This window comes from Bradyrhizobium sp. UNPF46, assembly GCF_006658625.1.
GTDB classification, from domain to species: domain Bacteria; phylum Pseudomonadota; class Alphaproteobacteria; order Rhizobiales; family Xanthobacteraceae; genus Bradyrhizobium; species Bradyrhizobium nitroreducens.
The window spans coordinates 49,551-73,521 of record NZ_LFJB01000031.1; the positions used below are offsets into that span (position 1 = coordinate 49,551).

22 protein-coding genes are annotated in these 23,971 nt (G+C 65.1%); 10 read left to right on the forward strand and 12 right to left on the reverse strand.

Annotated elements, in window-relative coordinates; all coding sequences use genetic code 11:
* Positions 1-85: 85 nt before the first annotated feature.
* From UNPF46_RS13860 to UNPF46_RS13870, 3 genes are all read right to left on the reverse strand, one after another.
* On the reverse strand, positions 86-1,558 hold the full coding sequence (locus UNPF46_RS13860; RefSeq protein ID WP_142250380.1) for a DASS family sodium-coupled anion symporter: 1,473 nt from the start codon (positions 1,556-1,558) through the stop codon (positions 86-88).
* Positions 1,559-1,685: 127 nt separating this feature from the next.
* Positions 1,686-2,492, reverse strand: a complete 807-nt coding sequence (locus UNPF46_RS13865; protein ID WP_142250381.1) for an enoyl-CoA hydratase/isomerase family protein — start codon at positions 2,490-2,492, stop codon at positions 1,686-1,688.
* Positions 2,493-2,522: 30 nt separating this feature from the next.
* A complete protein-coding gene (locus UNPF46_RS13870) occupies positions 2,523-3,281 on the reverse strand; it encodes a PA4824 family protein (protein ID WP_142250382.1) in 759 nt (252 codons plus the stop codon).
* A gap of 62 nt (positions 3,282-3,343) precedes the next feature.
* Here UNPF46_RS13870 and nthA point away from each other — a divergent pair, with 62 nt between their 5' ends.
* From nthA to UNPF46_RS13890, 4 genes are all read left to right on the forward strand, one after another.
* Positions 3,344-3,970: a nitrile hydratase subunit alpha gene (gene nthA / locus UNPF46_RS13875; RefSeq protein WP_100177450.1), complete on the forward strand. Its 627-nt coding sequence runs from the start codon at positions 3,344-3,346 to the stop codon at positions 3,968-3,970.
* Positions 3,967-4,626, forward strand: coding sequence for a nitrile hydratase subunit beta (gene nthB, locus UNPF46_RS13880; protein WP_142250383.1), 660 nt, complete (start codon positions 3,967-3,969; stop codon positions 4,624-4,626). The genes nthA and nthB overlap by 4 nt, the downstream gene beginning before the upstream one ends.
* A complete protein-coding gene (locus UNPF46_RS13885; RefSeq protein WP_174718943.1) occupies positions 4,626-5,003 on the forward strand; it encodes a nitrile hydratase accessory protein in 378 nt (125 codons plus the stop codon). Before nthB ends, UNPF46_RS13885 begins: the two co-directional genes overlap by 1 nt.
* 123 nt (positions 5,004-5,126) lie before the next feature.
* Complete coding sequence (locus UNPF46_RS13890) at positions 5,127-6,851, forward strand: hypothetical protein (protein WP_142250384.1); 1,725 nt, start codon at positions 5,127-5,129, stop codon at positions 6,849-6,851.
* A 98-nt stretch (positions 6,852-6,949) separates the two neighbouring features.
* Here UNPF46_RS13890 and queC read toward each other — a convergent pair whose 3' ends face one another.
* Positions 6,950-7,663: a 7-cyano-7-deazaguanine synthase QueC gene (gene queC, locus UNPF46_RS13895; RefSeq protein ID WP_142250385.1), complete on the reverse strand. Its 714-nt coding sequence runs from the start codon at positions 7,661-7,663 to the stop codon at positions 6,950-6,952.
* A 126-nt stretch (positions 7,664-7,789) separates the two neighbouring features.
* On the opposite strand from queC, the gene mazG reads away from it, so the two are divergent.
* Complete coding sequence (gene mazG, locus UNPF46_RS13900) at positions 7,790-8,644, forward strand: nucleoside triphosphate pyrophosphohydrolase (protein WP_100177455.1); 855 nt, start codon at positions 7,790-7,792, stop codon at positions 8,642-8,644.
* Between the two features lie 212 nt (positions 8,645-8,856).
* Here the strand turns inward: mazG and hflX are convergent, their stop codons facing one another.
* The 4 genes from hflX to UNPF46_RS13920 all read right to left on the reverse strand — a co-directional run bounded on the left by hflX (position 8,857) and on the right by UNPF46_RS13920 (position 14,608).
* Positions 8,857-10,254, reverse strand: a complete 1,398-nt coding sequence (gene hflX, locus UNPF46_RS13905; protein ID WP_181769921.1) for a GTPase HflX — start codon at positions 10,252-10,254, stop codon at positions 8,857-8,859.
* A gap of 11 nt (positions 10,255-10,265) precedes the next feature.
* A complete protein-coding gene (hfq, locus tag UNPF46_RS13910) occupies positions 10,266-10,514 on the reverse strand; it encodes an RNA chaperone Hfq (RefSeq protein WP_007591126.1) in 249 nt (82 codons plus the stop codon).
* Between the two features lie 315 nt (positions 10,515-10,829).
* Entirely contained in the window at positions 10,830-12,200 is a 1,371-nt protein-coding gene (gene ntrX / locus UNPF46_RS13915) for a nitrogen assimilation response regulator NtrX (protein ID WP_100177457.1), read from the reverse strand.
* A 17-nt stretch (positions 12,201-12,217) separates the two neighbouring features.
* Positions 12,218-14,608, reverse strand: a complete 2,391-nt coding sequence (locus UNPF46_RS13920) for a sensor histidine kinase (protein ID WP_181769922.1) — start codon at positions 14,606-14,608, stop codon at positions 12,218-12,220.
* A 178-nt stretch (positions 14,609-14,786) separates the two neighbouring features.
* On the opposite strand from UNPF46_RS13920, the gene UNPF46_RS38255 reads away from it, so the two are divergent.
* Entirely contained in the window at positions 14,787-14,933 is a 147-nt protein-coding gene (locus tag UNPF46_RS38255; protein ID WP_246668647.1) for a hypothetical protein, read from the forward strand.
* Between the two features lie 220 nt (positions 14,934-15,153).
* Here UNPF46_RS38255 and ntrC read toward each other — a convergent pair whose 3' ends face one another.
* The 3 genes from ntrC to dusB are packed head-to-tail and all read right to left on the reverse strand — an operon-like array spanning position 15,154 to position 18,779.
* Positions 15,154-16,596, reverse strand: a complete 1,443-nt coding sequence (ntrC, locus tag UNPF46_RS13930; protein ID WP_097662565.1) for a nitrogen regulation protein NR(I) — start codon at positions 16,594-16,596, stop codon at positions 15,154-15,156.
* A 9-nt stretch (positions 16,597-16,605) separates the two neighbouring features.
* Positions 16,606-17,781, reverse strand: a complete 1,176-nt coding sequence (locus tag UNPF46_RS13935; RefSeq protein ID WP_100181184.1) for a two-component system sensor histidine kinase NtrB — start codon at positions 17,779-17,781, stop codon at positions 16,606-16,608.
* A complete protein-coding gene (gene dusB, locus UNPF46_RS13940; protein WP_181769930.1) occupies positions 17,778-18,779 on the reverse strand; it encodes a tRNA dihydrouridine synthase DusB in 1,002 nt (333 codons plus the stop codon). Before dusB ends, UNPF46_RS13935 begins: the two co-directional genes overlap by 4 nt.
* Before the next feature lie 280 nt (positions 18,780-19,059).
* On the opposite strand from dusB, the gene UNPF46_RS13945 reads away from it, so the two are divergent.
* Positions 19,060-20,241 (forward strand): bifunctional 2-C-methyl-D-erythritol 4-phosphate cytidylyltransferase/2-C-methyl-D-erythritol 2,4-cyclodiphosphate synthase, encoded by a 1,182-nt coding sequence (locus UNPF46_RS13945; RefSeq protein ID WP_142250388.1) that lies wholly within the window; start codon positions 19,060-19,062, stop codon positions 20,239-20,241.
* Between the two features lie 3 nt (positions 20,242-20,244).
* On the forward strand, positions 20,245-20,856 hold the full coding sequence (locus UNPF46_RS13950; protein ID WP_142250389.1) for a CinA family protein: 612 nt from the start codon (positions 20,245-20,247) through the stop codon (positions 20,854-20,856).
* Positions 20,857-20,862: 6 nt separating this feature from the next.
* Here UNPF46_RS13950 and UNPF46_RS13955 read toward each other — a convergent pair whose 3' ends face one another.
* Complete coding sequence (locus UNPF46_RS13955) at positions 20,863-21,216, reverse strand: mechanosensitive ion channel domain-containing protein (RefSeq protein WP_142250390.1); 354 nt, start codon at positions 21,214-21,216, stop codon at positions 20,863-20,865.
* A gap of 778 nt (positions 21,217-21,994) precedes the next feature.
* Here UNPF46_RS13955 and UNPF46_RS13965 point away from each other — a divergent pair.
* A complete protein-coding gene (locus tag UNPF46_RS13965; RefSeq protein WP_142250391.1) occupies positions 21,995-22,702 on the forward strand; it encodes a c-type cytochrome in 708 nt (235 codons plus the stop codon).
* 10 nt (positions 22,703-22,712) lie between these two features.
* Complete coding sequence (locus UNPF46_RS13970; RefSeq protein ID WP_181769923.1) at positions 22,713-23,963, forward strand: c-type cytochrome; 1,251 nt, start codon at positions 22,713-22,715, stop codon at positions 23,961-23,963.
* Positions 23,964-23,971: the final 8 nt, after the last annotated feature.

Below are 23,971 nucleotides of genomic sequence, written 5' to 3' on the forward strand. Positions count from 1 at the left end.
ATTTGCGAGGAGATGGACGAAGATTCCCCAATCCCTCCCCGGAGAAGAATATTCCTTCGCCGGGGATATCAACCGCCTGCCCGGCTCATCCCATCTGCAACCAGGGCAACACGATCAGCAGCAGCCCGGCGAAGTACAGCAGCCCGAAGATGAGGCCAAAACCCCAGAACTGGCCCTTCCCGATATAGCCGCTGCCGAAATACATCGGCGCCGGCCCCGTCGCGTAAGGCGAGATCACGCCCATCAGGCCAAGCGAATACATGCAGAGCATGGCGAGCGTGGTGACCGGCAGACCGGGGATGCCCGATCCGACCGCGAGCACCACCGGCAGCACGGCGGCCGCGTGCGAGGTGATGCTCGAGAAGAAATAGTGGATCCAGAAGAACAGCGCGACCAGCAGCAGCATCGCGGTCGACGGCGCCAGCCCGGCGAGCGGCTTTGCGTATTCGGTCGCGAACCATTTGATGAAGCCGATCTCGTTGAGGCCGGAGGCCAGCGTCAGCAGCGAGGTGAAATAGAAGAACACCTCCCAGGCGCTCTTCTCGCTGACGATGTCGGCGAACTCGATCACGCCGGTCACCAGCATCAATGAGATCACGATGAACACGACGGTGGTGGCGTTGACGAAATTGGAGCCGAGCACGGGAACGTGGATGTCCGGACTGGAGCCCGCGATCCACAGGAACATCGCGAGCACGATCAGGCCGAGCATGATCCATTCGTTGCGCGACATCGGGCCCATCTCTGCGAGCTCCTTCGCCGCCCATTCGGAAATCTCCGGACTGCGTTTCACCTCGGGGCGGCAGACCAGATAGCTGAGCAGCGGCACCACGATCATCAGCAGGAGGCCGAGCGGCGCGAAGCCGATGAACCATTGCCCCCAGCTCACCTCGACCCCGACGGTCTTCTTGGCAATCGCCAGTGCCGCCGCATTGGGCGCGAGGGCGGTGAAGAACAGCGAGCTCGTGATCGCGGTCGCGGCGAACGCCGTCCACATCACATAGGTGCCGATCCTGCCGGCGGTCGGGCCCGGCTCGGAGCCGTAGATGCGCGGGATGTTGGAGATGATGGGATAGACGATGCCGCCGCTGCGCGCGGTGTTCGACGGCGTTGCCGGCGCGAGCAGGAAGTCCGACATCGCCACGGCATAACCGAGGCCGAGCGTGTTGCGGCCGAGGCGCTGCACCAGCACCAGCGCGATGCGCCGTCCGAGCTGGCTCTTGCGATAGCCGATCGAGAACACGAAGGCGCCGACGATCAGCCAGACCGTGCTCTCGGCAAAGCCTGCCAGCATCCAGCGCAGCGACTTGCCGGGATCGGGATCGATATAGCCGGCAACGCCCGCTACGGTCAGGCCGATGAAGCCGACCGCTCCGACCGGCATCGATTCCAGGATGAGCCCGGTGATGACGGCCGCGAACACCGCGAAATAGTGCCACTGATTGACGTTGAGCCCGGAGGGCGCCGGCCACAGATAGATCACCAGCCACACCGCGAGCGGTGCGACCAGCTTCCAGCGAAATCCGCTTGCCTCAGGCGCCTGCGAACTGACGGTCATGGGCCCTCCCCTCTGATATCGTCGCCTCGTGCGGCCCGTTGGCCGGGCCTGCTCGTGTCCCCGTGCGGCGTATACGGACTGTCGGAAGTGCGATCAATGGCCTGGCATCAAATGTCCTGGCATCGGTCTACCGGCCCTTGAAGCGTGGCTTGCGGCGGCCCAGGAACGCCTCGACGCCCTCCTTGTGATCCTCGCTGAAGCTCGCGAGCGCGAACTGGTCGACGTCCATGTGGCTGGCGAGATCGTCGAGCGCGTGCGCGAGCCGGTTGACGGTCAGCTTCGTCATCGCGACCGAGAGCGGCGGCTGCGCGGCGATCTTGCGCGCGAGATCCATGGCGGCATCGAAGGCATGGCCGGGGTCGGTCACCTGCTCGACCAGGCCCCATTCATAGGCCTCGTCCGCGCTGATGCGCTGGTCGGCGAGGATCACCGCCTGCTTGGTGCGGGCAGGTCCGATCAGGTGCAGCATGCGCGGGATGCTTTGCCAGCTCATGTTCATGCCGAGCCCGATCTCGGGCACGCGCAGATGGGCGTCGTGCCCCATCACGCGGAAGTCGAGCGCCACGGCGAGCGCGACGCCGCCGCCGACGCAAAATCCCTCGATCGCCCCGATCGTGACCTGCTCCATCTCCTGCCAGGCGTGGGTGAGGCGCGGCCCGAGCTTGAGGTGCCGGCGCAAGGTGCCGAGATCCATCTCCTTGCGCGAGCGGCCCTCGGCGTCCTTCAGGTCGAAGCCCGCGCTGAAGGCGCTGGTGCTGCCGGTCAGCACCACGACGGAGGTCGTCGCGTCATCCTCGAAACTGCGCGCCGCCGCGGTGAGCTGCCGCAGCGCCTCGGGCGAGAGTGCGTTGATGCCGTCGCCGCGGTCGAAGCGCACCACCGCGATCCGTCCCTCGGGCCCGAGACCCTTCTCGATCGTCACATAATTGGTCAACGGAAGTCCCCCTGTTCTTGTTGCTCTTGATCACAGATGCCCGGTGCGCCGGTGCTCCGGCTCACTGCCGCGGACCGGAAATCGAATCGTGGTCCCGATGGTGATCCAGTTGGCGTTCTCTCCGGTGATGTTGCGGCCGTAGATCACGTCGACGGAAAATATCTCGTTCGGCCGGTAGCGCAAACCGGTCTGCAGGCGCGGTTGTACGACGCTCGCGACCTCGGACGCTCCGGCCTGGCCATAAGCTTCTATCGTCCATTGCAGCGTGTCGGTGAACTTCCAATCGAAGCCGACGCCATAAGTCAGGTAATGGCGATCCACGGTGCGATCCCACAGCCATCCGCCATTGACGTTGATGCGCATCGTCTCCGACAGGCGGAAGGTCGCGGGGATCACCGCAAAGGCGGACAGCGCCTCGCCGGTCATGACGTCGAACGATCCGCCGCCATAGGCGGATAATCCCCAGCGTCCGATTCCGGTCGGGATGAAATTGGTCTTGGCCTTCGGGGCCACCGTCGTGCTCCAGTCGCCGTCGCTGCGGGCGCGGACGGTCTGCATGCTGAGCTCGACCGGCCTGAAGGGATCGACGACGCAGGAGGGATTGGCAACCGCCAGGACGTCCGTGTCGCTCGCTGCCGACATCCAGCTCTCGACCTTGCAGGACCCGACCTCGGAGATGTCGGCGGCATCGACTGCATAGGCGCCATTCGCGGCGCGCGCATCCTGCGCCGCCAATGCGGCAAGAGCCGCGATTGCGGCGGTTATTGCGGTTTGCGAAGCCCGGCCCATGGGGCGATGTTAGCAGAGTCTTCGCCTCGACAAGGCCCGGATTCTGGGACTATCTTCGCGCCATGAGTGAACATCATCACGACCACGATCACGACCATTCCGAGCTGTCCGAGACCGAGCTGCGCGTGCGCGCGCTCGAGACGATCTTGACCGAAAAAGGCTATGTCGAGCCCGCCGCGCTCGATGCCATCATCCAGGCCTATGAGACCAAGATCGGCCCGCATAACGGCGCGCGCGTCGTCGCCAAGGCCTGGACCGATCCGGCGTTCAAGAAGGCGCTGCTGGAGGACGGCTCCAAGGCGATCGGCACGCTCGGCCATGTCAGCCGCGTCGGCGACCACCTCGTCGTCGTCGAGAACACGCCGGAGCGGCACAACATGGTCGTGTGCACGCTGTGCTCCTGCTACCCCTGGGAGATGCTGGGGCTGCCGCCGGTCTGGTACAAGGCTGCGCCCTATCGCTCCCGCGCCGTGAAGGATCCGCGCGGCGTGCTCGCCGATTTCGACGTCACCCTGCCGAAGGACATGGAGATCCGGGTCTGGGATTCCACTGCCGAGACGCGCTTCCTGGTGCTGCCGATGCGCCCCGCGGGCACCGAGGGCTGGAGCGAGGAGCAGCTCGCCGAGCTCGTCACGCGCGATTCCATGATCGGCACCGGATTCCCCAGGACGCCGGGAGCGCCGTCATGAACGGCGTGCACGACATGGGCGGCATGGATGGGTTCGGCAAGGTCGAGCCCGAGCCGAACGAGCCGGTGTTTCACGCGCATTGGGAAGAGCGCGTGCTGGCGATGGTGCGCGCGATGGGCGCGGCCGGCGCCTTCAACATCGACACCTCGCGCTACTATCGCGAGACGCTGCCGCCGCACGTGTACCTCTCGAGCTCCTATTACAAGAAATGGTTCCTCGGCCTCGAGGAGATGCTGATCGAGAAGGGCTACCTCACGCGTGAGGAGGTCGCTGCCGGCCACGCGATGCAGCCCGGCAAGGCGCTCAAGCACGGCAAGTTCGATCTCACCCAGATCGAGCGCATCATGGTGCGCGGGAAGTTCGCCCGCCCTGCTCCGGCACCGGCGAAATTCGACATCGGCGATCGCGTGCGGGCCAAGAACATCCATCCGGTGACGCACACGCGGCTACCGCGTTACGTGCGCGGCCATGTCGGTGTCGTCGAGCTCAACCATGGGTGCCACGTGTTTCCGGACACGGCGGCGATGGAGCGCGGCGAACATCCGCAATGGCTTTACACCGTCGTGTTCGAGGGCCGTGATCTCTGGGGCGAGGATGGCGATCCCACGCTGAAGGTCTCGATCGACGCCTTCGAGCCCTATCTGGATCCTGCGTGATGAGTGCTAGCGCTGCTGCGGCCGCGACGGCGGCCATCCCGAGCATTCCCCGCGATGAAGACGGCCCGGTGTTCCGCGCGCCCTGGGAGGCGCATGCCTTTGCGATGGCCCTGACGCTGCACGAGCGCGGCGTGTTCACCTGGCCGGAATGGGCAGCGGCCCTGGCCGCCGAGATCAAGCGCGCGCAGGCCGCCGGCGACCCTGACACGGGTGAGACCTATTACCTGCACTGGCTCGCCACGCTGGAGGGATTGGTCGCGCGCAAGGGCGTTGCCTCGATGGACACGCTGCACCGCTATCGCGACGCCTGGGACCACGCGGCTGATCGCACGCCGCACGGCAAGCCAATCGAGCTCAGGCCGGAGGATTTTGGCTGACGGGCAAGCCCGGCTATTTCGGATCGCTGACAAAAAGACCCTTCAAATTCATATCGGCGGTTGTAATATCGCGGCGTACGCGAGCGGCTCATTTCAATCAGGAATTGCGTATTGGGAGGCATCATGTTCGCAAGAATCGCGACCTTTCTGTTGCTGCTTGCCGCCATTTCCGCTTTTCCGACTCCGAGCCGAGCGGCTTGCAACGTTCCTGAGTGGCTTTGTCTGGACAAGACACCTCGGAAGGACACCAATCTTCAGCAGATCGTCGCGGACCGTTCTTCGGTTCTCTACAAGCCTGGCGAGGTCGGCGACTTCAGCTACGCGGACATCAAGATAGACTGCAATTCGGCAGGGCTCGAGCGCTTCGCACGGCAGTTTGTCGATCGCGCATGGTCCGTCGGTCTGCTGTCGGAAAATCGCGAATTCGCTCTTTCGGCCGACATCGAGCAGATCAGCAGGAACGCCGCCGATCCACCCAAGCCGCTCACTTATCTGATCGCGCAAATCAAGCGCGATGCCGGCGGGAATACCACGGTGACCGGCTGCGACAATTTTCTTGCAACGAACATCTCGTTCAATTCGACGCTGAGGCTGAAATTCAAGCTGCTGCAATCGAAGACGACGACCGTCAATCCGTCGACTTACAGTGCCATCCGCATCGTTTCGAAAGTGCTTGGCTTCGTGTTCGCCGGTCCCGGTGGCGCCGCGATTGCAGGAGAAGCGACGAAGATCAGCGACGCCATCAAGGACAACAAGAGCGATATCGACGAAATCGTCAAGGCGTTCGACGAGGTCAACACGCAACAGCCCATGGCGACGTTCGACGTCAACGAAAAGAGCGTGACGCTCCTTCTTTCCGACAGCTCGAAATTCACGATATCTCGAATCGGCAAACGCTCTGCCTTCCTGACGTTCGACGGCCCGAAACTGAATGCGCCGGGCGCTCCCCTCCAGAAGCTCATATCAGAGAAGACCGGGATCGATATTGCGGCCTATCTGACGACCAAGGCCGGCAACTGGGACACGATGGTCATCAGCAAGGATGTCGACACGTCGAGGACAGGATGCGGCAAGATTCGCGAGGCGCTGGGATACCTCTTCACGAAGGAAGAGATGATCGTCATTCTCGCCAAGGAGTTCGACAGGTTCGGAGACAATACAGTTAAGGATCTGAAGGATCCTTGCTTCAGGGCGATCGAACGTGAAGCTCTCAAGACGATGGGACTGACAGACCCCCTCGCCGCCCGCGCCGCGCCGCAGGAGAACAGCGATCTCCCGCGAGATCCGGCGAAGGATGCTACGGATCCGATCCGCTGGAGCGCGATCAGGGAGTTTCTCAACGAATTTGGTCGCGCGCTCAGTTCGATTCCCGCGGCGAACCTCTCGCCTGAAGCTCGTGCCAAAAAGCTGGCGCCCTACTTCGATGCAAGGGTCGCAACTGAGTCATTCGACGCGCCTGATCTCCTGCCGCCCAGCACCGGGGTCCTCAGGGATTCTCTCGCGGCGAAGATCGCTGCCTGGCCGATCGGTGCGTCGATCCGGTATGGATGTTTCCTTGCGCCGGACAAGCAACTACTCACAAAATATTCGGCCCAGATGCTGGTCTTGCTCGATTCCGGAGGTGGTAACCGGAGACTCGTCAATCTCATTGTGGGCTTCACGGACCCTAAAGCGACCAATGTCGACGGACTTCTGGTCGGGAATATGTTGATCGAGAAACCGACCGCGGCGAGCCTGGCTGCCGTCTCGTCAGCCTACAAATCAGGCTGTGGTGACCGTTCGGATCCGTGGAAGCCCTGGGAGGAGATCAAGACCAGCTTGGTGTCTCGGACGCCGCCGTTCGGCTGATGTCCATGCCCTTGGGCAAGTGAGGAGAAGCCCTCAGCAAGGATCGGTCCCGTAGGCCGCGATCGACCCGTCGCTTGCGATGCATGACGGGGGTGACGCTAGCGCCCCGCCGCAAACTCCCGCCATCCCTTCGCCCGCAGGCTGCACGCCGGGCATTCCCCGCAGCCATAGCCCCAGTCGTGCTGCGCGCCACGTTCGCCGAGATAGCAGGTGTGGGAGTGCTCGCGGATGAGGTCGACGAGGCCGTCGCCGCCGAGGTCCTGCGCGAGCTTCCAGGTCGCGGCCTTGTCGATCCACATCAGGGGCGTGTGCAGCTCGAACGGCTTGGCCATGCCGAGCGAGAGCGCCGTCTGCATCGCGCGGATGGTCTCGTCGCGGCAGTCGGGATAGCCGGAATAGTCGGTCTCGCACATGCCGCCGACGATATGGGTGATGCCGCGCCGATAGGCCAGCGCGGCGGCAAAGGTCAGGAACACCAGATTGCGGCCAGGCACGAAGGTGTTGGGCAGGCCGTCGGCGCCCATCGCGATCGCAACGTCGCGGGTCAGCGCGGTCTCGGACACGGCTGCCAGGGTCGGGATCGACAGCGTATGGCTCTCGCCGAGCTTTGCGGCCCAATCGGAGCGCAGCGCCTTGACGCCGGCGAACAGCCGGTCGCGGCAGGCAAGTTCGATGGCATGGCGCTGGCCGTAGTCGCACCCCAGCGTCTCCACGCGGGCAAAGCGGCTCAGCGCCCAGGCCAGGCAGGTGGTGGAATCCTGGCCGCCGGAGAACAGCACCAGCGCGGTTTGTGATGAAAATGCGTCACTCATGACCGCGCTTTAGCACCGCGGAACGTCTCAGCCAATCGGTGGAAATCGGCCTGTTCCGGCTGCCTGCTCTGGGATCGGCGGCCCGCTTTTGGCATAAGGCTTTGGACCCAGGAGAACGGCCCCGCAATGACCCCTTCCCGCGACATTTCCCGCCTGATCGAGATCATGGCGGCGCTGCGCACGCCGGTCACCGGCTGCCCCTGGGACCTCGAGCAGAACTTTGCGACGATCGCGCCCTACACGATCGAGGAAGCCTATGAAGTGGTGGACGCCATCGACCGCGGCGATCTCGACGATCTCCGCGAAGAGCTCGGCGATCTCCTGCTCCAGGTCGTCTTCCACGCCCAGATGGCGTCCGAGCAGAACGCGTTCGCCTTCGGCGACGTGGTCGAGGCCATCACGCGAAAAATGATCCGGCGTCATCCCCACGTCTTCGCCGACAAGGACGGCAATCTCGCCTCCTCTCATGTCAAGGAAGTCTGGGACCGCATCAAGGCCGAGGAGAAGGCCGAACGCGCCGCGCGCCGGCCGCCTGAGACGACGCCGCCGCATCAATCGCTGCTGTCGGGCGTGAAGGCCGGCCAGCCCGCGCTGACGCGTGCGATGGAGCTGCAGCGCAAGGCCTCGACCGTCGGCTTCGACTGGAACGACCCGCGCGCCGTCTTGCAAAAGATCCGCGAGGAAACCGACGAGATCGAGGCGGCGCTGGATCGTAACGACAAGCAGGAGATTGCCGAAGAAACCGGTGACCTGATGTTCGCCCTCGTCAACCTTGCCCGCCATGTCGACGCAGATCCGGAGGCCGCGTTGCGTGCGACGAATGCAAAGTTCGAGCGACGTTTCGGCTATATCGAGCGGGCGCTGGAGGCGCAGGGCCGCACGCTGGAGCAGGCTTCGCTGGCGGAGATGGACGCGCTGTGGAATGCGGCCAAGGGCGAAGAGACGCCGACCTCACAAGGACACAAGGAAGCGCGCCGCTAACCCCGCTGTCGTCCCGGACAAGCGCGCCTCAAGCGCGCACAGATCCGGGACCCATACTCCCAGGGAGAAGTTGTAGCGGCGATCTGATAGCCACGAGTCTTCACCAAACGACGTCCTGTGATTACGGGTCCCGGATCTGCGCTTACGCTTGTCCGGGACGACAGTATTGCTTGGGGCGGCGTCTGGCGCGACTCATCGCCTACGCGAGGTCGTCACGCAGACAGATGCGGCACGGCGTCGAACCTCGACACCACGATATCCCGCTTGGTCTCATCCACCCGCACCGTCATGTCGAAGCGGCCGTCGTGCAATTCCTTCGCCAGCACCTCGGAATTGCGATGCAGCCACGAGATGCCGGCGCCGTCGGCGGCGTCGATGGAGAGATCGAGCGTGGTGCGCTTGGCAGCCAAGCGCTCCTCGATCGCCGCAAGCAGCGCATCGACCCCCTCGCCTGTCACGGCGGACACCAGCATCGCCGGATGATCCTCCGGCCGGCGCGCCGCGATGTTCAACAGCTCTTCGCGCTGTTCGGAATCGTAACGGTCGATCTTGTTCCAGACCTCGATGATGCGGCCTGAATCATCGGGGTTGATGCCGAGTTGGCGCAGCACCGCGTCGACGTCGCTCTGCTGCGCCTCGGCGTCCTCATGAGAGATGTCGCGCACATGCAGGATGACGTCCGCTTCCAGCACTTCCTCCAGCGTGGCGCGGAAGGCGGCGACGAGCTGGGTCGGCAGGTTGGAGATGAACCCGACGGTGTCCGATAGCATCGCCTTGCCGCCATGCGGCAGGTTGAGGGCGCGCAAGGTCGGATCGAGTGTCGCGAAAAGCATATCCGCCGCTTGCACGTCGGCGCGGGTCAGGCGGTTGAACAGCGTCGACTTGCCGGCATTGGTGTAACCGACCAGCGCCACGACCCGATACGGCACGCGCTGGCGGCCGGCGCGATGCAGCCGCCGCGTCGCCTGGACCTTCTTCAGCTCGCTCTCGAGCTTGGTGATGCGCTCCTGGATGAGGCGGCGGTCGGCCTCGATCTGGGTCTCGCCGGGACCGCCCATGAAGCCGAAACCGCCGCGCTGGCGCTCCAGATGGGTCCATGAGCGCACGAGGCGCGAGCGCTGGTAGTTGAGATGCGCGAGCTCGACCTGGAGCGCGCCCTCCTTGGTCTTGGCGCGTCGGCCGAAGATTTCCAGGATGAGGCCGGTGCGATCGAGCACCTTGGCCTGCAATTCCTTTTCGAGATTGCGCTGCTGGATCGGCGCCAGCGCGCAATCCATCACCACGAGCTCGACGTCGAGGCTCTTGGCCAGCGCGGCGATCTCCTCGACCTTGCCCTTGCCGATGTAGGTCGCGGGCCTGATCTGGCTGATCGGTGCGATGATGGCGCCGGCAACGACGAGATCGATCGCGCGCGCGAGGCCCGCGGCTTCGTCGAGCCGGGCCTCGGCGTCACGCTGAACATGATTGGGAAGGGCATGGCTCTCCGATTGCGCGTCGGCACTGCCGGCGCGCACCCGCAAATAGGGGCCGACGACAAGCACCCGCCCCGTTTGCTTTGCCCCTGCCGGCCGCGGACGGTCGGCGTCCCCGTCGAAATTCCGGGGTTCCAATCAGATCACTCTCAAGCCGGCTGATCCTCGCCGCCTTCGAACAGCTGGATCGGAGCGCCCGGCATGATGGTCGAGATCGCATGCTTGTAGACCAGCTGCGAATGACCGTCGCGCCGAAGCAGCAAACAGAAATTGTCGAACCAGGTCACGATGCCCTGGAGCTTCACTCCGTTGACCAGAAAGATCGTCAGTGGCGTCTTGGTTTTGCGAACGTGATTAAGGAAGGTGTCCTGTAGGTTTTGTGCGCGGTCTGCCGCCATTGTTTTTTTCTCGCTTTGAGTTTCTTTTTATTGCGCCGGTTGCGGCCCTCTTTGTGTGGTTCGGGGCCTCTCCCGGTTGCCGCTCCTTCATGAGATCCCCCTCGGAAGGAACAGCTGTGCGATTAGAGGACAGGTGGACTTATTAGGCAAGCCGCTTCACGCGGCAGCCCCGGCGGTAATGCCCCGAAAAACTACGGAAATCGAGCATTATTCTCGCTCTGCCCACGAGATCGCGCTGCGCCGACGTGGCGTTAGAGTCTTGTTTTAACGTCTCTTTCTTGACGCGACACCGGGTCCTTTTCGCGCGCAAAGGCGCTAGCCGACACCGAGCGCCTTCAGCTTTCGGTGCAACGCCGACCGTTCCATGCCAACGAACTCGGCCGTACGAGAAATATTTCCTGAAAAACGGCTGATCTGTGCAATCAAATAGTCGCGCTCGAACACTTCGCGCGCCTCACGCAGCGGCAGGCCCATGATGTGCTCGCCATTGTTGCTTGTCGGCATCGCCGGTACCATCGAGCCGACGTCCTGCGGCAACATGTCTGCAGTGATGATCACCTCCGGGCCGCCCGCCGCGAGAATCATGACTCTTTCAACATTGTTGCGGAGCTGGCGCACGTTGCCCGGCCAGACATGCGATTGCAGCACCGCCATCGCGTCCTGCCCAATCTGCCGCTTGGGCAGGCCGCTGCCGGCCGAGATCTGCTCCATGAAATAGTCGATCAGTTCCGGGATGTCCTCGCGCCGTTCCGAAAGCGCGGGCACGCGGATCGGCACCACCGAGAGCCGATGATAGAGATCCTCGCGGAAATGGCCCGCCGCGATCTCCTCTTCGAGATTGCGCGCGGTCGAGGAGATGATGCGCACGTCGACCTGCACCTTGGCGGTGCCGCCGACGCGCTGGAACGACTGCTCCACCAGCACGCGCAGGATCTTGTTCTGGGTCTCGCGCGGCATATCCGCGATCTCGTCGATGAACAGCGTGCCGCCATGGGCTTCCTCGAGCGCGCCGGACTTGCGCGGCTGCTCGCCGTTGGACTGTTCGACGCCGAACAGCTCGTGCTCCATGCGCTCGGGCGTGATCGCGGCAGCGTTGATGACGACGAAGGGACCGTCGGCGCGGCCCGAGGCCGCGTGCAGCGTGCGCGCGGTCAATTCCTTGCCGGCGCCGGCGGGGCCGACGATCAGGATGCGGCTGTTGGCCTTGGCCGCGCGCTCGATGGTCTGGCGCAGCTGGTTCATGCTGGGCGAGCGGCCAACGAGCGAGCTTGCGCTGGGTGCGAGTTGCTTCAGCTCCTTGACCTCGCGCTTGAGCCGCGAGTTCTCCAAGGCCCTGGTCGCGACCAGGATCAGGCGATCGGCCTTGAACGGCTTCTCGATGAAGTCATAGGCGCCGCGCTTGATTGCGGCGACCGCGGTCTCGATGTTGCCGTGGCCGGAGATCATCACCACCGGCAGGTCGGCATTGTCCTTCTTGACCTGCTCCAGCAGCTGCAAACCGTCGAGCTTGGAGCCCTGCAGCCAGATGTCGAGGAACACCAGATGCGGCCGCCGGTTGGCGATTTCAGCCAGCGCGGAGTCGCTGTCGCGCGCGGTGCGCGTGACAAAACCCTCGTCCTCGAGAATGCCTGCGACGAGATCCCGAATATCGGCCTCGTCATCGACAATCAGAATTTCACTAGCCATGGGTTGCGCCTGTCTTGTCAGATGCCTGTCGAGGCTTCGATCTTCGTTGAATCATAGGTCTTTTCAGCGGCCTCTTTGGTTTCGGCCGCAGGCTCTTTTGTTTCCGGCGCCGCGTCCTTCGCAGGCTCCGTCACAGCTTCCTTCGTGGTGTCCTTGGCGATCGGCGCCAGCTCGGCTCCCTCGGCTTTCGCGGGTTGCCCGGAGATCGCAAAGCGCATCCGCATCCAGGCACCGCGCTGGCCCTCGCGGAAGTCGGAGGCGTCCTTCAGCTCGATCCGCCCGCCATGGTCTTCCAGCACGCGGCCGACGATCGCAAGGCCGAGGCCGGTGCCCTTGGCCCGCGTCGTCACATAGGGTTCGAGCAGCCGCGAACGCGCGACCTTGGGCAGGCCGATGCCGTTGTCGATCACGTCGATCAGCACGTCCTCGCCTTCGCGCGACACGACGACGTCGATGCGGCCTTTGCCGAGCTCCTCCGGCGGCACCTGCTCGATCGCCTCGGTGGCGTTCTTGACGATGTTGGTGACGGCCTGGGAGATCAGCCGCCGGTCGAACTGGGCCCGCAGCGGGTCCTGCTTGAACTCGGCCTCGATGTCGATCTCGGGATGGGCGACCTTCATCAGGAACACGGCCTGCCGCACCGTGTCGGCGACGTCCTCGCCTTCCATCACGGGCTTGGGCATCCGGGCAAAGCGCGAGAACTCGTCGACCATGCGGCGGATATCGTCGACCTGGCGCACGATGGTGTCGGTGCACTGCTCGAAGATCTGCTTGTCCTTGGCCTCGGTGATGTCCTTGCCGAACTTGCGGCGGATGCGCTCGGCCGACAGCTGGATCGGCGTCAGGGGGTTCTTGATCTCGTGGGCGATGCGGCGCGCAACATCGCCCCAGGCCGAGGTGCGCTGCGCCGAGACCAGCTCGGTGATATCGTCGAGCGTGATAATGTAGCTGTCGTGCGGCTGGTTCTTCTCGGCGCTGACGCGGACCGAGAGGTTGCGCTCGGTGCCGTCGCGGGTGATCGTGATCTGGCCCTGCACCAGACGCTGGGTCCCTTCCCGCGCCGCCTTCATCATCTCGTCGAGCTCGGGCAGCACGTCGGAGAGCGGATGGCCGAGCGTCTCGGATTCGGCGTGCCCGATCAGCTTCTCGGCGGAGCGGTTCAAGATGCCGACGCTGCCGGAGGCATCGACGCCGATGATGCCGGCGCTCGCCGAGGACAGCACCGCCTCGATGAAGCGGCGGCGGCTGTCGATGAGGTCGCTGGCGTTGACGAGCTCGTCGCGCTGACTGCGCAATTCCTGCGTCATCTTGTTGAAGGTCTCGCCGAGCTGGGCGAGATCGCCTTCCGACTGGTGCACGGGCACCTGGACGTGGAGGTCGCCGGTCGAAACGGTGTGGGCCGCGTTCATCAGCCGCCGGATCGGCGACACCAGCGAATTGGCGAAGTTGAGGCCGAGCAGCACCGAGGCCATCAGGATGGTCAGCGCGATCACGGCGAACATCAGCGCGAAGGCGACCTGAATGCCGAGCCGGCGCGACTCGATCTGGGCGTACTCGGCGACGCTGACCTCGGTCTGCTTGAGCTGGGCAACGACATTCGGATCAAGGGGGCGCGCGACGTAGAGGAAGGTGTCGCTGAAGGCGCGCAGGCGGATCACCGCGGCGACGAAGCTCGCGTCCGGCAGCACCGCGATCTCGGGCTCGCTCTCGTTGACGTTGCTGAGGAAGTCGGGCGCCGGCGGCGAATAAGCGAGCCGCATGCCGGTATCGGCGGACTCCAGGATGTTGGTGTTCTTGTCGATGATCATCGCGCCCGGCAGATTGCGCGAGCCGGCGCTGGCGGTCAGCATCTCGCGGAACGAACGGCGATCCTGGTCGTAGAGCGGCCGGGCGTGCGCGATGTCGTTGGCCATGCCGAGAATGTCGCCGCGGATCAGCTGCGCATGGTCCTGCATATAGGCGCGCGCGATCGTCAGCGAATTCTGGATCACCTCCTTGGTCGGTCCGGAGAACAACCGGTCGAGGCCGCGCTCGATGGTGACGTTGGCGACGACCGCGACCAGCACCGCCGGCAGCACCGCCACGATCGAGAACAGGCTGACGATCTGGACATGGAGGCGCGCCGCCGCCCTGCCCCGCCGCCGCGCCAGGATCAGCTGCCAGAGCTCGCGGACGATGATCACGACCAGCAGCAGGATCGTGGTCGCGTTGATCAGGTAGAACGAGCGGACCACCTCGGGCGTCGGCTCGATCGTGGTGAGGCCGGTCAGGACCAGGAAAGTCAGGAGCGCCGACCCCAGCGCCAGTGCCACGGCAAAGGGCGCCAGCCAGCGCCGTGCCGACCAACGCCGGGGCTCTTCTGCTGGGGCCGTGTCAAAGTGTGCGGCCGAGGTCTCTGCGCTGGTCATTCCGGCAATGGTGTTGCTGAAAACGGTTCCGCGACGGGGGCGGATACTGATGTATTCGTACCACATTGTTGCCGAATTGCGACAATTCCGCGGCGCCCCCGGCGCGGCGGAGCGGCGCATCCACAGGGCAATGGCGGATCAGCGGGAACGGAATCCGGCTGTTCCGGCTTGACCCGGCATGGACAGGATCTTTCTCGCGATAATGGCTTCGGCCGTGCTGGTGCTGATCGTGGCCTCCGACCTGCTGGTCAATGGCCCGGTTCGGCAGGAGTCGCCGGCGAATGTCGCCAGCCTCATGCCGGCATCAGGCCACCTGGTCCGATAGAAGCGACGCCGCGCGCTGCGGCCGTATGCCCAATTTGGATGGGCCGGCGGAACATTTCGGGCCCACACCGACTTCTGCTCACCGCGTCAGCCACAACGGCCAGCGCGATCCGGACAGGCTCAGCTCTGCCTTGGTAGGGGGAGCTGAGCCACCTCCGCGCAAACGCACTTCAGCGTTTGTCGCGCGCGCAAATGCGCCTGGCGTTTGTCGCGAGAGCTAGCTAGCCCCCGCTTCGATAGACCTGGATGTCGAGATCCCGGATCTTCTTGCGCAGCGTGTTGCGGTTGAGGCCGAGCAAATCTGCGGCGCGGATCTGGTTGCCGCGGGTGGCGGCGAGCGCGGCCGTCAGCAGCGGCACCTCGATCTCCTTGAGGATGCGGTGATAGAGGCCGGGCGGCGGCACGCCGTTCGGGAAGCCCTGGAAGTGCGAGGACAGATAGGCCTCCACTGCCCCGCCGAGATTGTCGACACCCTGCTGAACCGCGGCGCCCGGGCTGACCGAGGGCGGCGCCAGCTCGCCGTCGATGACGGAGGCCGTGATCACGTCCTGCGGATAGAGTGCGGCAAGACGCCGGGCGAGGTTCTCCAACTCGCGCACGTTGCCGGGCCAGCGGTGCTGCTTCAGCCGCTCCAGCGCCAGCGCGTCGAGCTTCTTCGGCGGCAAGCCGTCCTTCTCGGCCAGCGCGAAGAAGTGCCGGATGAGATCGGGCAGATCCTCGATGCGCTCGCGCAACGGGGGCAGCCGCAGCGGCACGACGTTGAGGCGGAAGAACAGGTCTTCGCGGAACAGGCCCTGCTGGATCAGCACGCGCAGATCCTTGTTGGAGGCCGCGACGATTCGCACGTCGGTCTTGATCGGGGTGCGGCCGCCGACCGTGGTGTATTCGCCCTGCTGCAGGACGCGCAGCAGACGGGTCTGTGCCTCCATCGGCATGTCGCCGATCTCGTCCAGGAACAGCGTGCCGCCCTCGGCCTGCTCGAACCGGCCGGAGGCGCGGGTGTTGGCGCCGGTGAAGGCGCCGCGCTCATGGCCGAACAACTCGGACTCGATGAGGTCCCGCGGAATCGCCGCCATGTTGACCGCGACGAACGGGCCGTTGCGGCGCTTGCCGTAATCGTGCAGCGCGCGCGCCACCAGCTCCTTGCCGGTGCCGGACTCGCCCGTGATCATCACGGTGAGGTCGGTCTGCATCAGGCGCGCCAGCACGCGGTAAATTTCCTGCATCGCCGGCGAGCGGCCGACCAGCGGGATCGCCTCCATCTCGGCGTCCTCGTCCGGCGTCGAGACCCGCTCCTTCGGCTCGGCCAGCGCGCGCCCGACGATGGCGATCAGCTCCTTCAGGTCGAAGGGCTTTGGCAGATATTCATACGCCCCGCGCTCGGAGGCGCGGATCGCGGTCATGAAGGTGTTTTGCGCGCTCATGACGATGACGGGCAGATTCGGCCGCATCTTCTTGATCCGCGGCAACAGGTCGAACGCGTTCTCGTCGGGCATCACCACGTCGGTGATGACGAGATCGCCCTCGCCCTGGCTGACCCAGCGCCATAGCGTTGCGGCATTGCCGGTGAGCCTGACTTCGTAGCCGGCGCGGGATAGAGCCTGATTGAGAACGGTGCGGATGGCGGTATCGTCATCTGCAACGAGAATGCTACCTGCGGGCATTGTTAATCCTCATTTTGCCCCCTGTGATGCAGACGACGGCTTCCCGGCAGAGTCGGCGCGACTGCTTTGATCGGCATGTTTCGCCGATGTGGAATACATCGGCATCAGCACGCGGAAGGTGGTTTTGCGCGGCTGAGATTCGCATTCGATGATGCCCCCGTGATCGCCGACGATCTTGGCGACCAGCGCCAGACCGAGCCCCGAGCCGGTCTGCTTGGTGGTCACGAAGGGGTCGAACAAATTGGGCAGAAGATCGTCCGGCACCCCTGGTCCGTTGTCTTTCACGCAGAACTCGAGCGGCAGAGATACCCGGGATTTTTGACCGGGGACTGACAGGCGCACGCCGGGGCGGAACGCGGTGGTGAGCTGGATCTCGGCGTCGGGGACGTCGATCAGGGCCTCCGCGGCGTTCTTCACGAGATTGAGGAATACCTGGATCAGCTGGTCCTGGTTCGCCAGCACCGGCGGCAGCGACGGGTCGTAATCCTCGATGAAGCGGATGTTGCGGGCAAAGCCGGACTGCGCCAGCCGCTTCACGTGGTCGAGCACGGAATGGATGTTGACGGGGCCGCGCACCACGGGGCGCTCGTCGCCGAACACCTCCATGCGATCGACCAGCGTCACGATACGGTCGGCCTCGTCGCAGATCAGCCGCGTCAGCATGCGGTCCTCGGACGAGGCCTGCTGCTCGAGAAGCTGCGCCGCGCCGCGGATGCCGGAGAGCGGATTCTTGATCTCGTGCGCCAGCATCGCGGCCAGCGCGATCACCGAGCGCGCCGCGCTGCGGTGGGTGAGCTGCCGGTCCATCTTGTCGGCAATGGAGCGCTCCTGCAGCATCACCACGATATGGCCGGGCCGCTCGGTCAGCGGCGCGACGTGAAGATCGACTTGGCGATCGCCGCCCATGCGCGGCGTGCCGAGATCGACCTTGTATTCGTTGACCGGCGCGTTCGACGAGCGCACCTGGTCGATCAGCGCCAGCAACGGGCTGCCGAACGGCACCAGCTCCTTCAGCGACTGCCGCTTCAGGAACTGCGTCGAGATATCGAAGAAGGCCTCGGTCGCGATGTTGGCGCCGACGATCTTGCCGTCCGGCCCGATCAGCAGCACCGGATTGGGCAAGGCGTCCAGAATCGCGTCGCTGTCGGACGGAAGCGGGCGACGATGTTCAGCAGCTGAGCTCATGCAGCAGCGCTCCATGCGAAGTCGTCGAAGGCGTCTTGCAGTGATTGGTGGACGCGGCCCGGATCCTCCGAGGTGAGGATGGCCTGGCGCCAGGATCTCAGCTTCTCGGCCGGCGCCCGGCTCGCCTGCGCTGCGACATCGAGGGCCCAGCCCAGATGCTTGCGGGCATGCCTGAGGCCGATGCGGAGACCATAGAGCGCGCAGACGCCCTCATAGAGCGTGCGGACATAATGCAGCTGCGTTTCCAGCGAGGGCACCGCCTCCTCAGCCCCGCCCTTGAGGCGGCGGCCGATCTGGCCGGGCAGCCAGGGCTGGCCCTGCGCGCCGCGGCCGATCATCACGGCATCGGCGCCGGAGGCCTCGAGCGCCGCGAGCGCCTTCTCGTAGGAGGTGATGTCGCCATTGACGACGAGCGGAATCGAGATCGCCTCGCGCACGGCGCGGATCGCATCCCAATCGGCCTCGCCCTTGTAGAACTGGCTGCGGGTGCGGCCATGGACCGTGACGAGCTTGACGCCGGCCGCTTCGGCGCGGTGCGCCAGCTCCGGGGCATTGCGCGTGCGATCGTCCCAGCCGAGCCGCATCTTCAGCGTCACCGGCACCTTCACCGCCGCGATGGTCGCGTCGATCAGGCTGACGGCATGGTCGAGGTCGCGCATCAAGGCCGAGCCGGACTGACCGCCGGTGACGTGCCGGGCCGGACAGCCCATGTTGATGTCGATGATATCGGCGCCCTCGGCCTCGGCGATCCGGGCGCCCTCGGCCATCCAATGGGCCTCGCAGCCGGCGAGCTGGACCACGTGCGGGCCAACTCCTGTGGCTTCGCAGCGCAACCGGGACATCCGGTGGCCGTTGGCGAGCTCATCGCTGGCGGTCATTTCGGACACGACGAGACCGGCCCCAAGCTCGGCCGCCAGCCGGCGAACGGGCGAGTCCGTCACCCCCGACATCGGCGCCAGGAAGACCGGGGTGGCGACGCCAATATCGCCAATTTTCAACGGCTTAGAGCCGAATGTTGCCGAACCGGTCACGGGGGTCTCGTTGCCTGGACAGGGCTTCATCGCGCCTGCCATGACCTATCTTGCGCACAATTCTTGTGCAGTCAAGCGTCATGCCTACAGTTTAGACAAGTCCGTAAATCTTTCAAGTGCAGTGCAGCAAAATGCTGTTTCGAACAATCCGGGGAAACCCCCTTTTTTTGCGGGCCTGCCGTGCTAGAGGCATGCGGCAATCACCCCACTCCCCGACTCTCCATCACCAATTGAGTAATCGAGTCCTATGGCGAAATCACAGCGCACCGCGGTCGTCCTCGTCGCAGCCGGGCGTGGACTGCGTGCAGGCGCCGGCGGGCCGAAGCAATATCGCGAGATCGGCGGCGTGCCCGTGATCTACCGCGCCATGGAAGCCTTCAGCCGCCACGCCGACGTGCTTGCGGTGCAGCCCGTGGTGAATCCCGACGATAGCGCCATGTTCACGGCTGCAGTCGCCGGGCTCGAGCACGAGCCGCCGGCCAACGGCGGCGCGACGCGGCAGGCTTCGGTGCTTGCCGGCCTCGAGGCGCTCGCCAAGCACAAGCCCGATATCGTGCTGATCCACGACGCTGCCCGGCCCTTCGTCTCGGCCGGCGTCATCTCGCGCGCGATCGAGGCCGCAACCCGCACCGGTGCCGCGATCCCCGTCGTTCCCGTCACCGACACGATCAAGGTCACCGGCGAAAGCGGCAACGTCGAGGGCACGCCGGATCGCGCCTCCTTGCGAATCGCGCAGACGCCGCAATCCTTTCGTTTCGACGTCATCCTCGAGGCGCATCGTCGCGCGGCCAGGGACGGACGCTCGGATTTCACCGACGATGCCGCCATTGCCGAATGGGCGGGATTGACGGTTGCAACCTTTGAGGGCGATGTTGCCAACATGAAGCTCACCACTCCCGAAGATTTCGTGCGCGAGGAAGCGCGCCTGGCGGCCCAGCTCGGCGACATCAGGACCGGCACGGGCTACGACGTGCACGCCTTCGGCGAAGGCGACCACGTCATGCTCTGCGGTGTGCGCGTGCCGCACACCAGGGGTTTTCTCGCCCATTCCGACGGCGATGTCGGCCTGCATGCGCTGGTCGATGCCATTCTCGGCGCGCTCGCCGACGGCGACATCGGCTCGCACTTCCCGCCGAGCGATGCGAAGTGGAAGGGCGCATCGTCCGATCAGTTCCTGAAATACGCCATCGAGCGCGTCACGGCGCGCGGCGGCCGCGTTGCCAATCTCGAGGTCACCATGATCTGCGAGCGGCCGAAGATCGGACCTCTGCGCGACACCATGCGCGCGAGCATCGCCGAGATCTCCGGCGTCGACATCTCGCGCGTCGCGGTGAAGGCGACCACCAGCGAGCGGCTCGGCTTCACCGGCCGTGAGGAAGGCATCGCGGCCACCGCGAGTGCCACCATTCGTCTTCCCTGGAGCGTGTAAGCCATGGGCGGCAGCGACGCACGCGCCCTCTCCCGCTCGCTGCTCGATCTGTGCCGGATGCGCAAGCTGACGATCGCGACGGCGGAGTCCTGCACCGGCGGCCTCGTCGCGGCTGCGCTGACCGACATCCCGGGCTCGTCTGACGTCATCGATCGCGGCTTCGTCACCTATTCCAACGATGCCAAGCGCGCGATGCTCGGGGTCGAGGCGGGCACGCTCGCCAATTTCGGCGCGGTCAGCAAGGAGACCGCAACCGCCATGGCAATCGGCGCGCTGGAGCGGGCCGATGTCGATCTCGCCGTCGCCATTACCGGCATTGCAGGTCCCGGCGGCGCGACGCCCGGCAAGCCGGTCGGCCTCGTGCATTTTGCTGCCGCCGCGCGCGACGGCCGGATCGTCCACCGCGAGCACCGCTTCGGCGCGATCGGCCGCAGCGCCGTGCGTCAGCGCTCGGTGGTCGAGGCGCTGCGCATGCTGATGGACCTGGCGCGCGGCCCGCAAGTCGCGGCCAAGCCGAAACGGGCCGCCGCGGTCACCCGCCTGCGCCCCCGCGTGACGCGCTCGCCGCGCCGGCATGCGGCCAAACGCCGGACGCCGCGGTCGCCGCGGGGCTGAAGTGGCTCACGCCGCCGCAAGCAGCGCACTCGCGTGGTCGAGTACACACTGCTTGACAGCACCGGCCTCCGAGGGTTTCGCCTTCGCGCTGACCGTCAATTCCAGGATCGGTGCCGTGGATTGCCGACATCGAGGACCTTCGTGACGGAGACGGTAGGTTGCACCTGAGCATCGATGCGGGAGTCGTTGCGCAAGCTCCCTCAGGATGCGATCCGCGCGCGTATTGGCCGCGCCCCACACCCGGCCGTTCGGCAGGAGGATCTGCGTGTTGTCGGCCGTGACCAGCTCGGTCATGGACAACGACAACGGCTGCACCTTGCCCGCCTTGCCGGCGACCTCGACGTCGTCGCCGCTAATCAACCTACGAGATCTTGCGCTGCCCGACAGGCAAAACACACAAGCGGCCGGTCAACCACCGGCAACAAAAATATTCGCCTTTACAGAATTTCTGTTTTGTCGCATTCTCCGCGCACCTCATCCCTTGTCAGAGGGGCGTATCGCGATCGTCACGAACGTGGGGTGAGCTGCGGTGGACGTTCGTCACATCGGCGCGAAAGGTTCGCAGGGCGGGCAACCGTGAGCGAAAACCGTCGCGCATACGACCGGTGTGATTGGCGTACGGCAAAACCGTGTCGTCCTGACGCCCGGGGTCTGTGCGTCAAGTCTTGTGGTGATGTGGCGGTCCAACCGGACACGCGCATCAGTCATCTGCAAGGCGACGGGGGCAATAGTGCATCGCTCCCCGGGGAGAGCTCGGCATAAGCCGTCAAACCACTGCGCAGGGAAGGCCGGGTTGTCCTGGCTACACCTGTATGCCGCTGTGCAGCTTCTTGTCACGCAGGATTCGCACAGTGGACCGCGGGTGCCGGCAGGCACCCGGTCTTCCCTGCGCCCCCTGACAAAGGAGGCGATGTGACCAGGCAAAACTCGGGCAGGAACTGCCGCGAGGCTGCTGCGTTATGTCGGGTTTTCACAAAGCACGTAAATTTGTCGAATTCGATCGAAATCGCGAACGCAGACGGCGCGACCAAACGTCATCACGCGCTTCGGAGCTTGCGCGGAAAAATATTGCCGCAATAATGCTGCTCTACGTTGTGATCCGGAATCAACCGGGCCAGCCTTATGGAGGGCGACGAAATTGTTCGCTCGCACCGCGGCTTCAGTCGCTGTGATCTTCACCTTGGCCGTCTTTGATGGTGCGGCCGCGCAGACGGCCAATCAGCCGCCGGATACGATGGCGGCGCGGGTCGAGGCCTGCACGCCCTGTCACGGCAACAAGGGCGAAGGCACCAGCGACGTCTATTTCCCGCGCCTCGCCGGCAAGCCTGCCGGCTATCTCTACAACCAGCTCCTCGCCTTCCGCAGCGGCCGGCGCAAATATCCGCCGATGAACTATCTGCTGGAGTTTCTGCCCGATCCGTATCTGGAAGCGATGGCGGAATATTTTGCCGGCGAGCATCCGCCGCTGCCGCCGCCGGCGCCCAGCGAGGTCAGCAAGGAGGTCCTCGCGCAGGGCGAGCTGCTCGCCACGAGCGGTGATGCCAGCCGCAACATTCCGGCCTGCGTGAGCTGCCACGGCCCGGCTTTGGCCGGCATGCAGCCCGGCATCCCCGGCCTGCTCGGCTTGCGCGCCGCCTATATCAGCGCCCAGCTCGGCGCCTGGCGCTACGGCACCCGCACCGCGAAGTCGCCCGACTGCATGCAAGTTGTCGCCGGCCATCTGACCGAGGCGGACGTCACCGCAGTCGCAGCCTGGCTTGCGACACGCCCGGCTCCCGCCAATCCTGCTCCTGTCCCGAAGGGCACCTACGCGCTGCCCTTCGGCTGCGGCAGCCAGCCGAACTGACGAGGCGGTGATGGGCTCGAAACTGTCGATCACTCTGCTCGCCCTCGCCGCGCTCACGACGGCCGCGCAGGCGCAGGACAAGAGCCAGAGCAATACCAATGACATCATCGCGCGCGGCGAATATCTCGCCCGTGCCGGCGATTGCACGGCGTGCCACACCGCGCCGGAGGGCCGCCTGTTCGCCGGCGGCCGCGCCATGCCGACGCCGTTCGGCACGCTCTACACCTCCAACATCACGCCGGATCCCGACACGGGAATCGGCAAGTGGAGCGCCGACGATTTCTACAAGACCATGCACAGCGGCCGTTTCCCGGACGGCGGGCTGATCTATCCGGCGATGCCGTTCGCGTCCTATACCAAGGTGACGCGCGCCGACAGCGACGCGATCTACGCGTATTTGCGCGCGATTGCGCCGGTAAGCCAGAAGAACAAGCCGCACGAGCTGCGCTTTCCCTATGACAACCGCCAGCTTATTCTCGGCTGGCGCACGCTGTTCTTCAGCGAGGGCGAGTTCAAGCCCGATCCGAAGAAGTCGGCGGAATGGAATCGTGGCGCCTATCTGGTCGAAGGCCTCGGCCATTGCGGCATGTGCCATTCGCCGATCAACGCGCTCGGCGGCACCTCGCAATCGGACGCCTTCAAGGGCGGCCTGATTCCGATGCAGAACTGGTACGCACCCTCCCTCACCTCCAACCGCGAAGCCGGCCTCGGCGACTGGAGCATCAAGGACATCACCGATCTGCTCCAGACCGGCGTCTCCATGCGCGGCGTGGTCTACGGCCCGATGGCCGAGGTGGTGCACAACAGCCTGCAATATCTCAATGACGAGGATACGCGCGCCATGGCGGTGTACCTCAAGGGTATCGCCGAGGGCTCGTCGCCGCCACCGGCAGCTACGGCCCTGCCGACCACCGAAAGCAGCCTGCTGATCAGTCTCGGCAAGACCGTCTACGACAAGCATTGCGCGAGCTGTCACGGCACGCAGGGCGAAGGCAAGCCGCCGCACTGGCCGCCGCTCGCCAACAACCAGTCGATCGAGATGCAGTCCGCGGTCAATCCGATCCGCATGGTGCTCAATGGCGGCTATCCGCCGGGCACCAAGGGCAATCCGATGCCCTACGGCATGCCGCCGTTCGCCGGTCTGCTCTCCGACAACGAGATCGCCGCCGTCGTCTCCTACATCCGCACCGCATGGGGCAATCGCGGCACACCGGTCTCGGCGCGCGAGGCCAACGAGCTGCGCTCCGCACCGCTGAACTGAGAGGCCGC

What these genes read in the sequence shown, in the direction of transcription:
- mazG (WP_100177455.1), top strand. Translation starts at nt 7,790, where the DNA reads ATGACCCCTTCCCGCGACATTTCCCGCCTGATCGAGATCATGGCGGCG.
- nthB (WP_142250383.1), top strand. Translation starts at nt 3,967, where the DNA reads ATGAACGGCGTGCACGACATGGGCGGCATGGATGGGTTCGGCAAGGTC.
- UNPF46_RS13890 (WP_142250384.1), top strand. Translation starts at nt 5,127, where the DNA reads ATGTTCGCAAGAATCGCGACCTTTCTGTTGCTGCTTGCCGCCATTTCC.
- UNPF46_RS13860 (WP_142250380.1), bottom strand. Translation starts at nt 1,558, where the DNA reads ATGACCGTCAGTTCGCAGGCGCCTGAGGCAAGCGGATTTCGCTGGAAG.
- UNPF46_RS13950 (WP_142250389.1), top strand. Translation starts at nt 20,245, where the DNA reads ATGGGCGGCAGCGACGCACGCGCCCTCTCCCGCTCGCTGCTCGATCTG.
- UNPF46_RS13945 (WP_142250388.1), top strand. Translation starts at nt 19,060, where the DNA reads ATGGCGAAATCACAGCGCACCGCGGTCGTCCTCGTCGCAGCCGGGCGT.
- nthA (WP_100177450.1), top strand. Translation starts at nt 3,344, where the DNA reads ATGAGTGAACATCATCACGACCACGATCACGACCATTCCGAGCTGTCC.
- UNPF46_RS13935 (WP_100181184.1), bottom strand. Translation starts at nt 17,781, where the DNA reads ATGAGCTCAGCTGCTGAACATCGTCGCCCGCTTCCGTCCGACAGCGAC.
- UNPF46_RS13870 (WP_142250382.1), bottom strand. Translation starts at nt 3,281, where the DNA reads ATGGGCCGGGCTTCGCAAACCGCAATAACCGCCGCAATCGCGGCTCTT.
- ntrC (WP_097662565.1), bottom strand. Translation starts at nt 16,596, where the DNA reads ATGCCCGCAGGTAGCATTCTCGTTGCAGATGACGATACCGCCATCCGC.
- queC (WP_142250385.1), bottom strand. Translation starts at nt 7,663, where the DNA reads ATGAGTGACGCATTTTCATCACAAACCGCGCTGGTGCTGTTCTCCGGC.
- UNPF46_RS38255 (WP_246668647.1), top strand. Translation starts at nt 14,787, where the DNA reads ATGGACAGGATCTTTCTCGCGATAATGGCTTCGGCCGTGCTGGTGCTG.
- UNPF46_RS13920 (WP_181769922.1), bottom strand. Translation starts at nt 14,608, where the DNA reads ATGACCAGCGCAGAGACCTCGGCCGCACACTTTGACACGGCCCCAGCA.
- ntrX (WP_100177457.1), bottom strand. Translation starts at nt 12,200, where the DNA reads ATGGCTAGTGAAATTCTGATTGTCGATGACGAGGCCGATATTCGGGAT.
- UNPF46_RS13970 (WP_181769923.1), top strand. Translation starts at nt 22,713, where the DNA reads ATGGGCTCGAAACTGTCGATCACTCTGCTCGCCCTCGCCGCGCTCACG.
- hfq (WP_007591126.1), bottom strand. Translation starts at nt 10,514, where the DNA reads ATGGCGGCAGACCGCGCACAAAACCTACAGGACACCTTCCTTAATCAC.
- UNPF46_RS13885 (WP_174718943.1), top strand. Translation starts at nt 4,626, where the DNA reads ATGAGTGCTAGCGCTGCTGCGGCCGCGACGGCGGCCATCCCGAGCATT.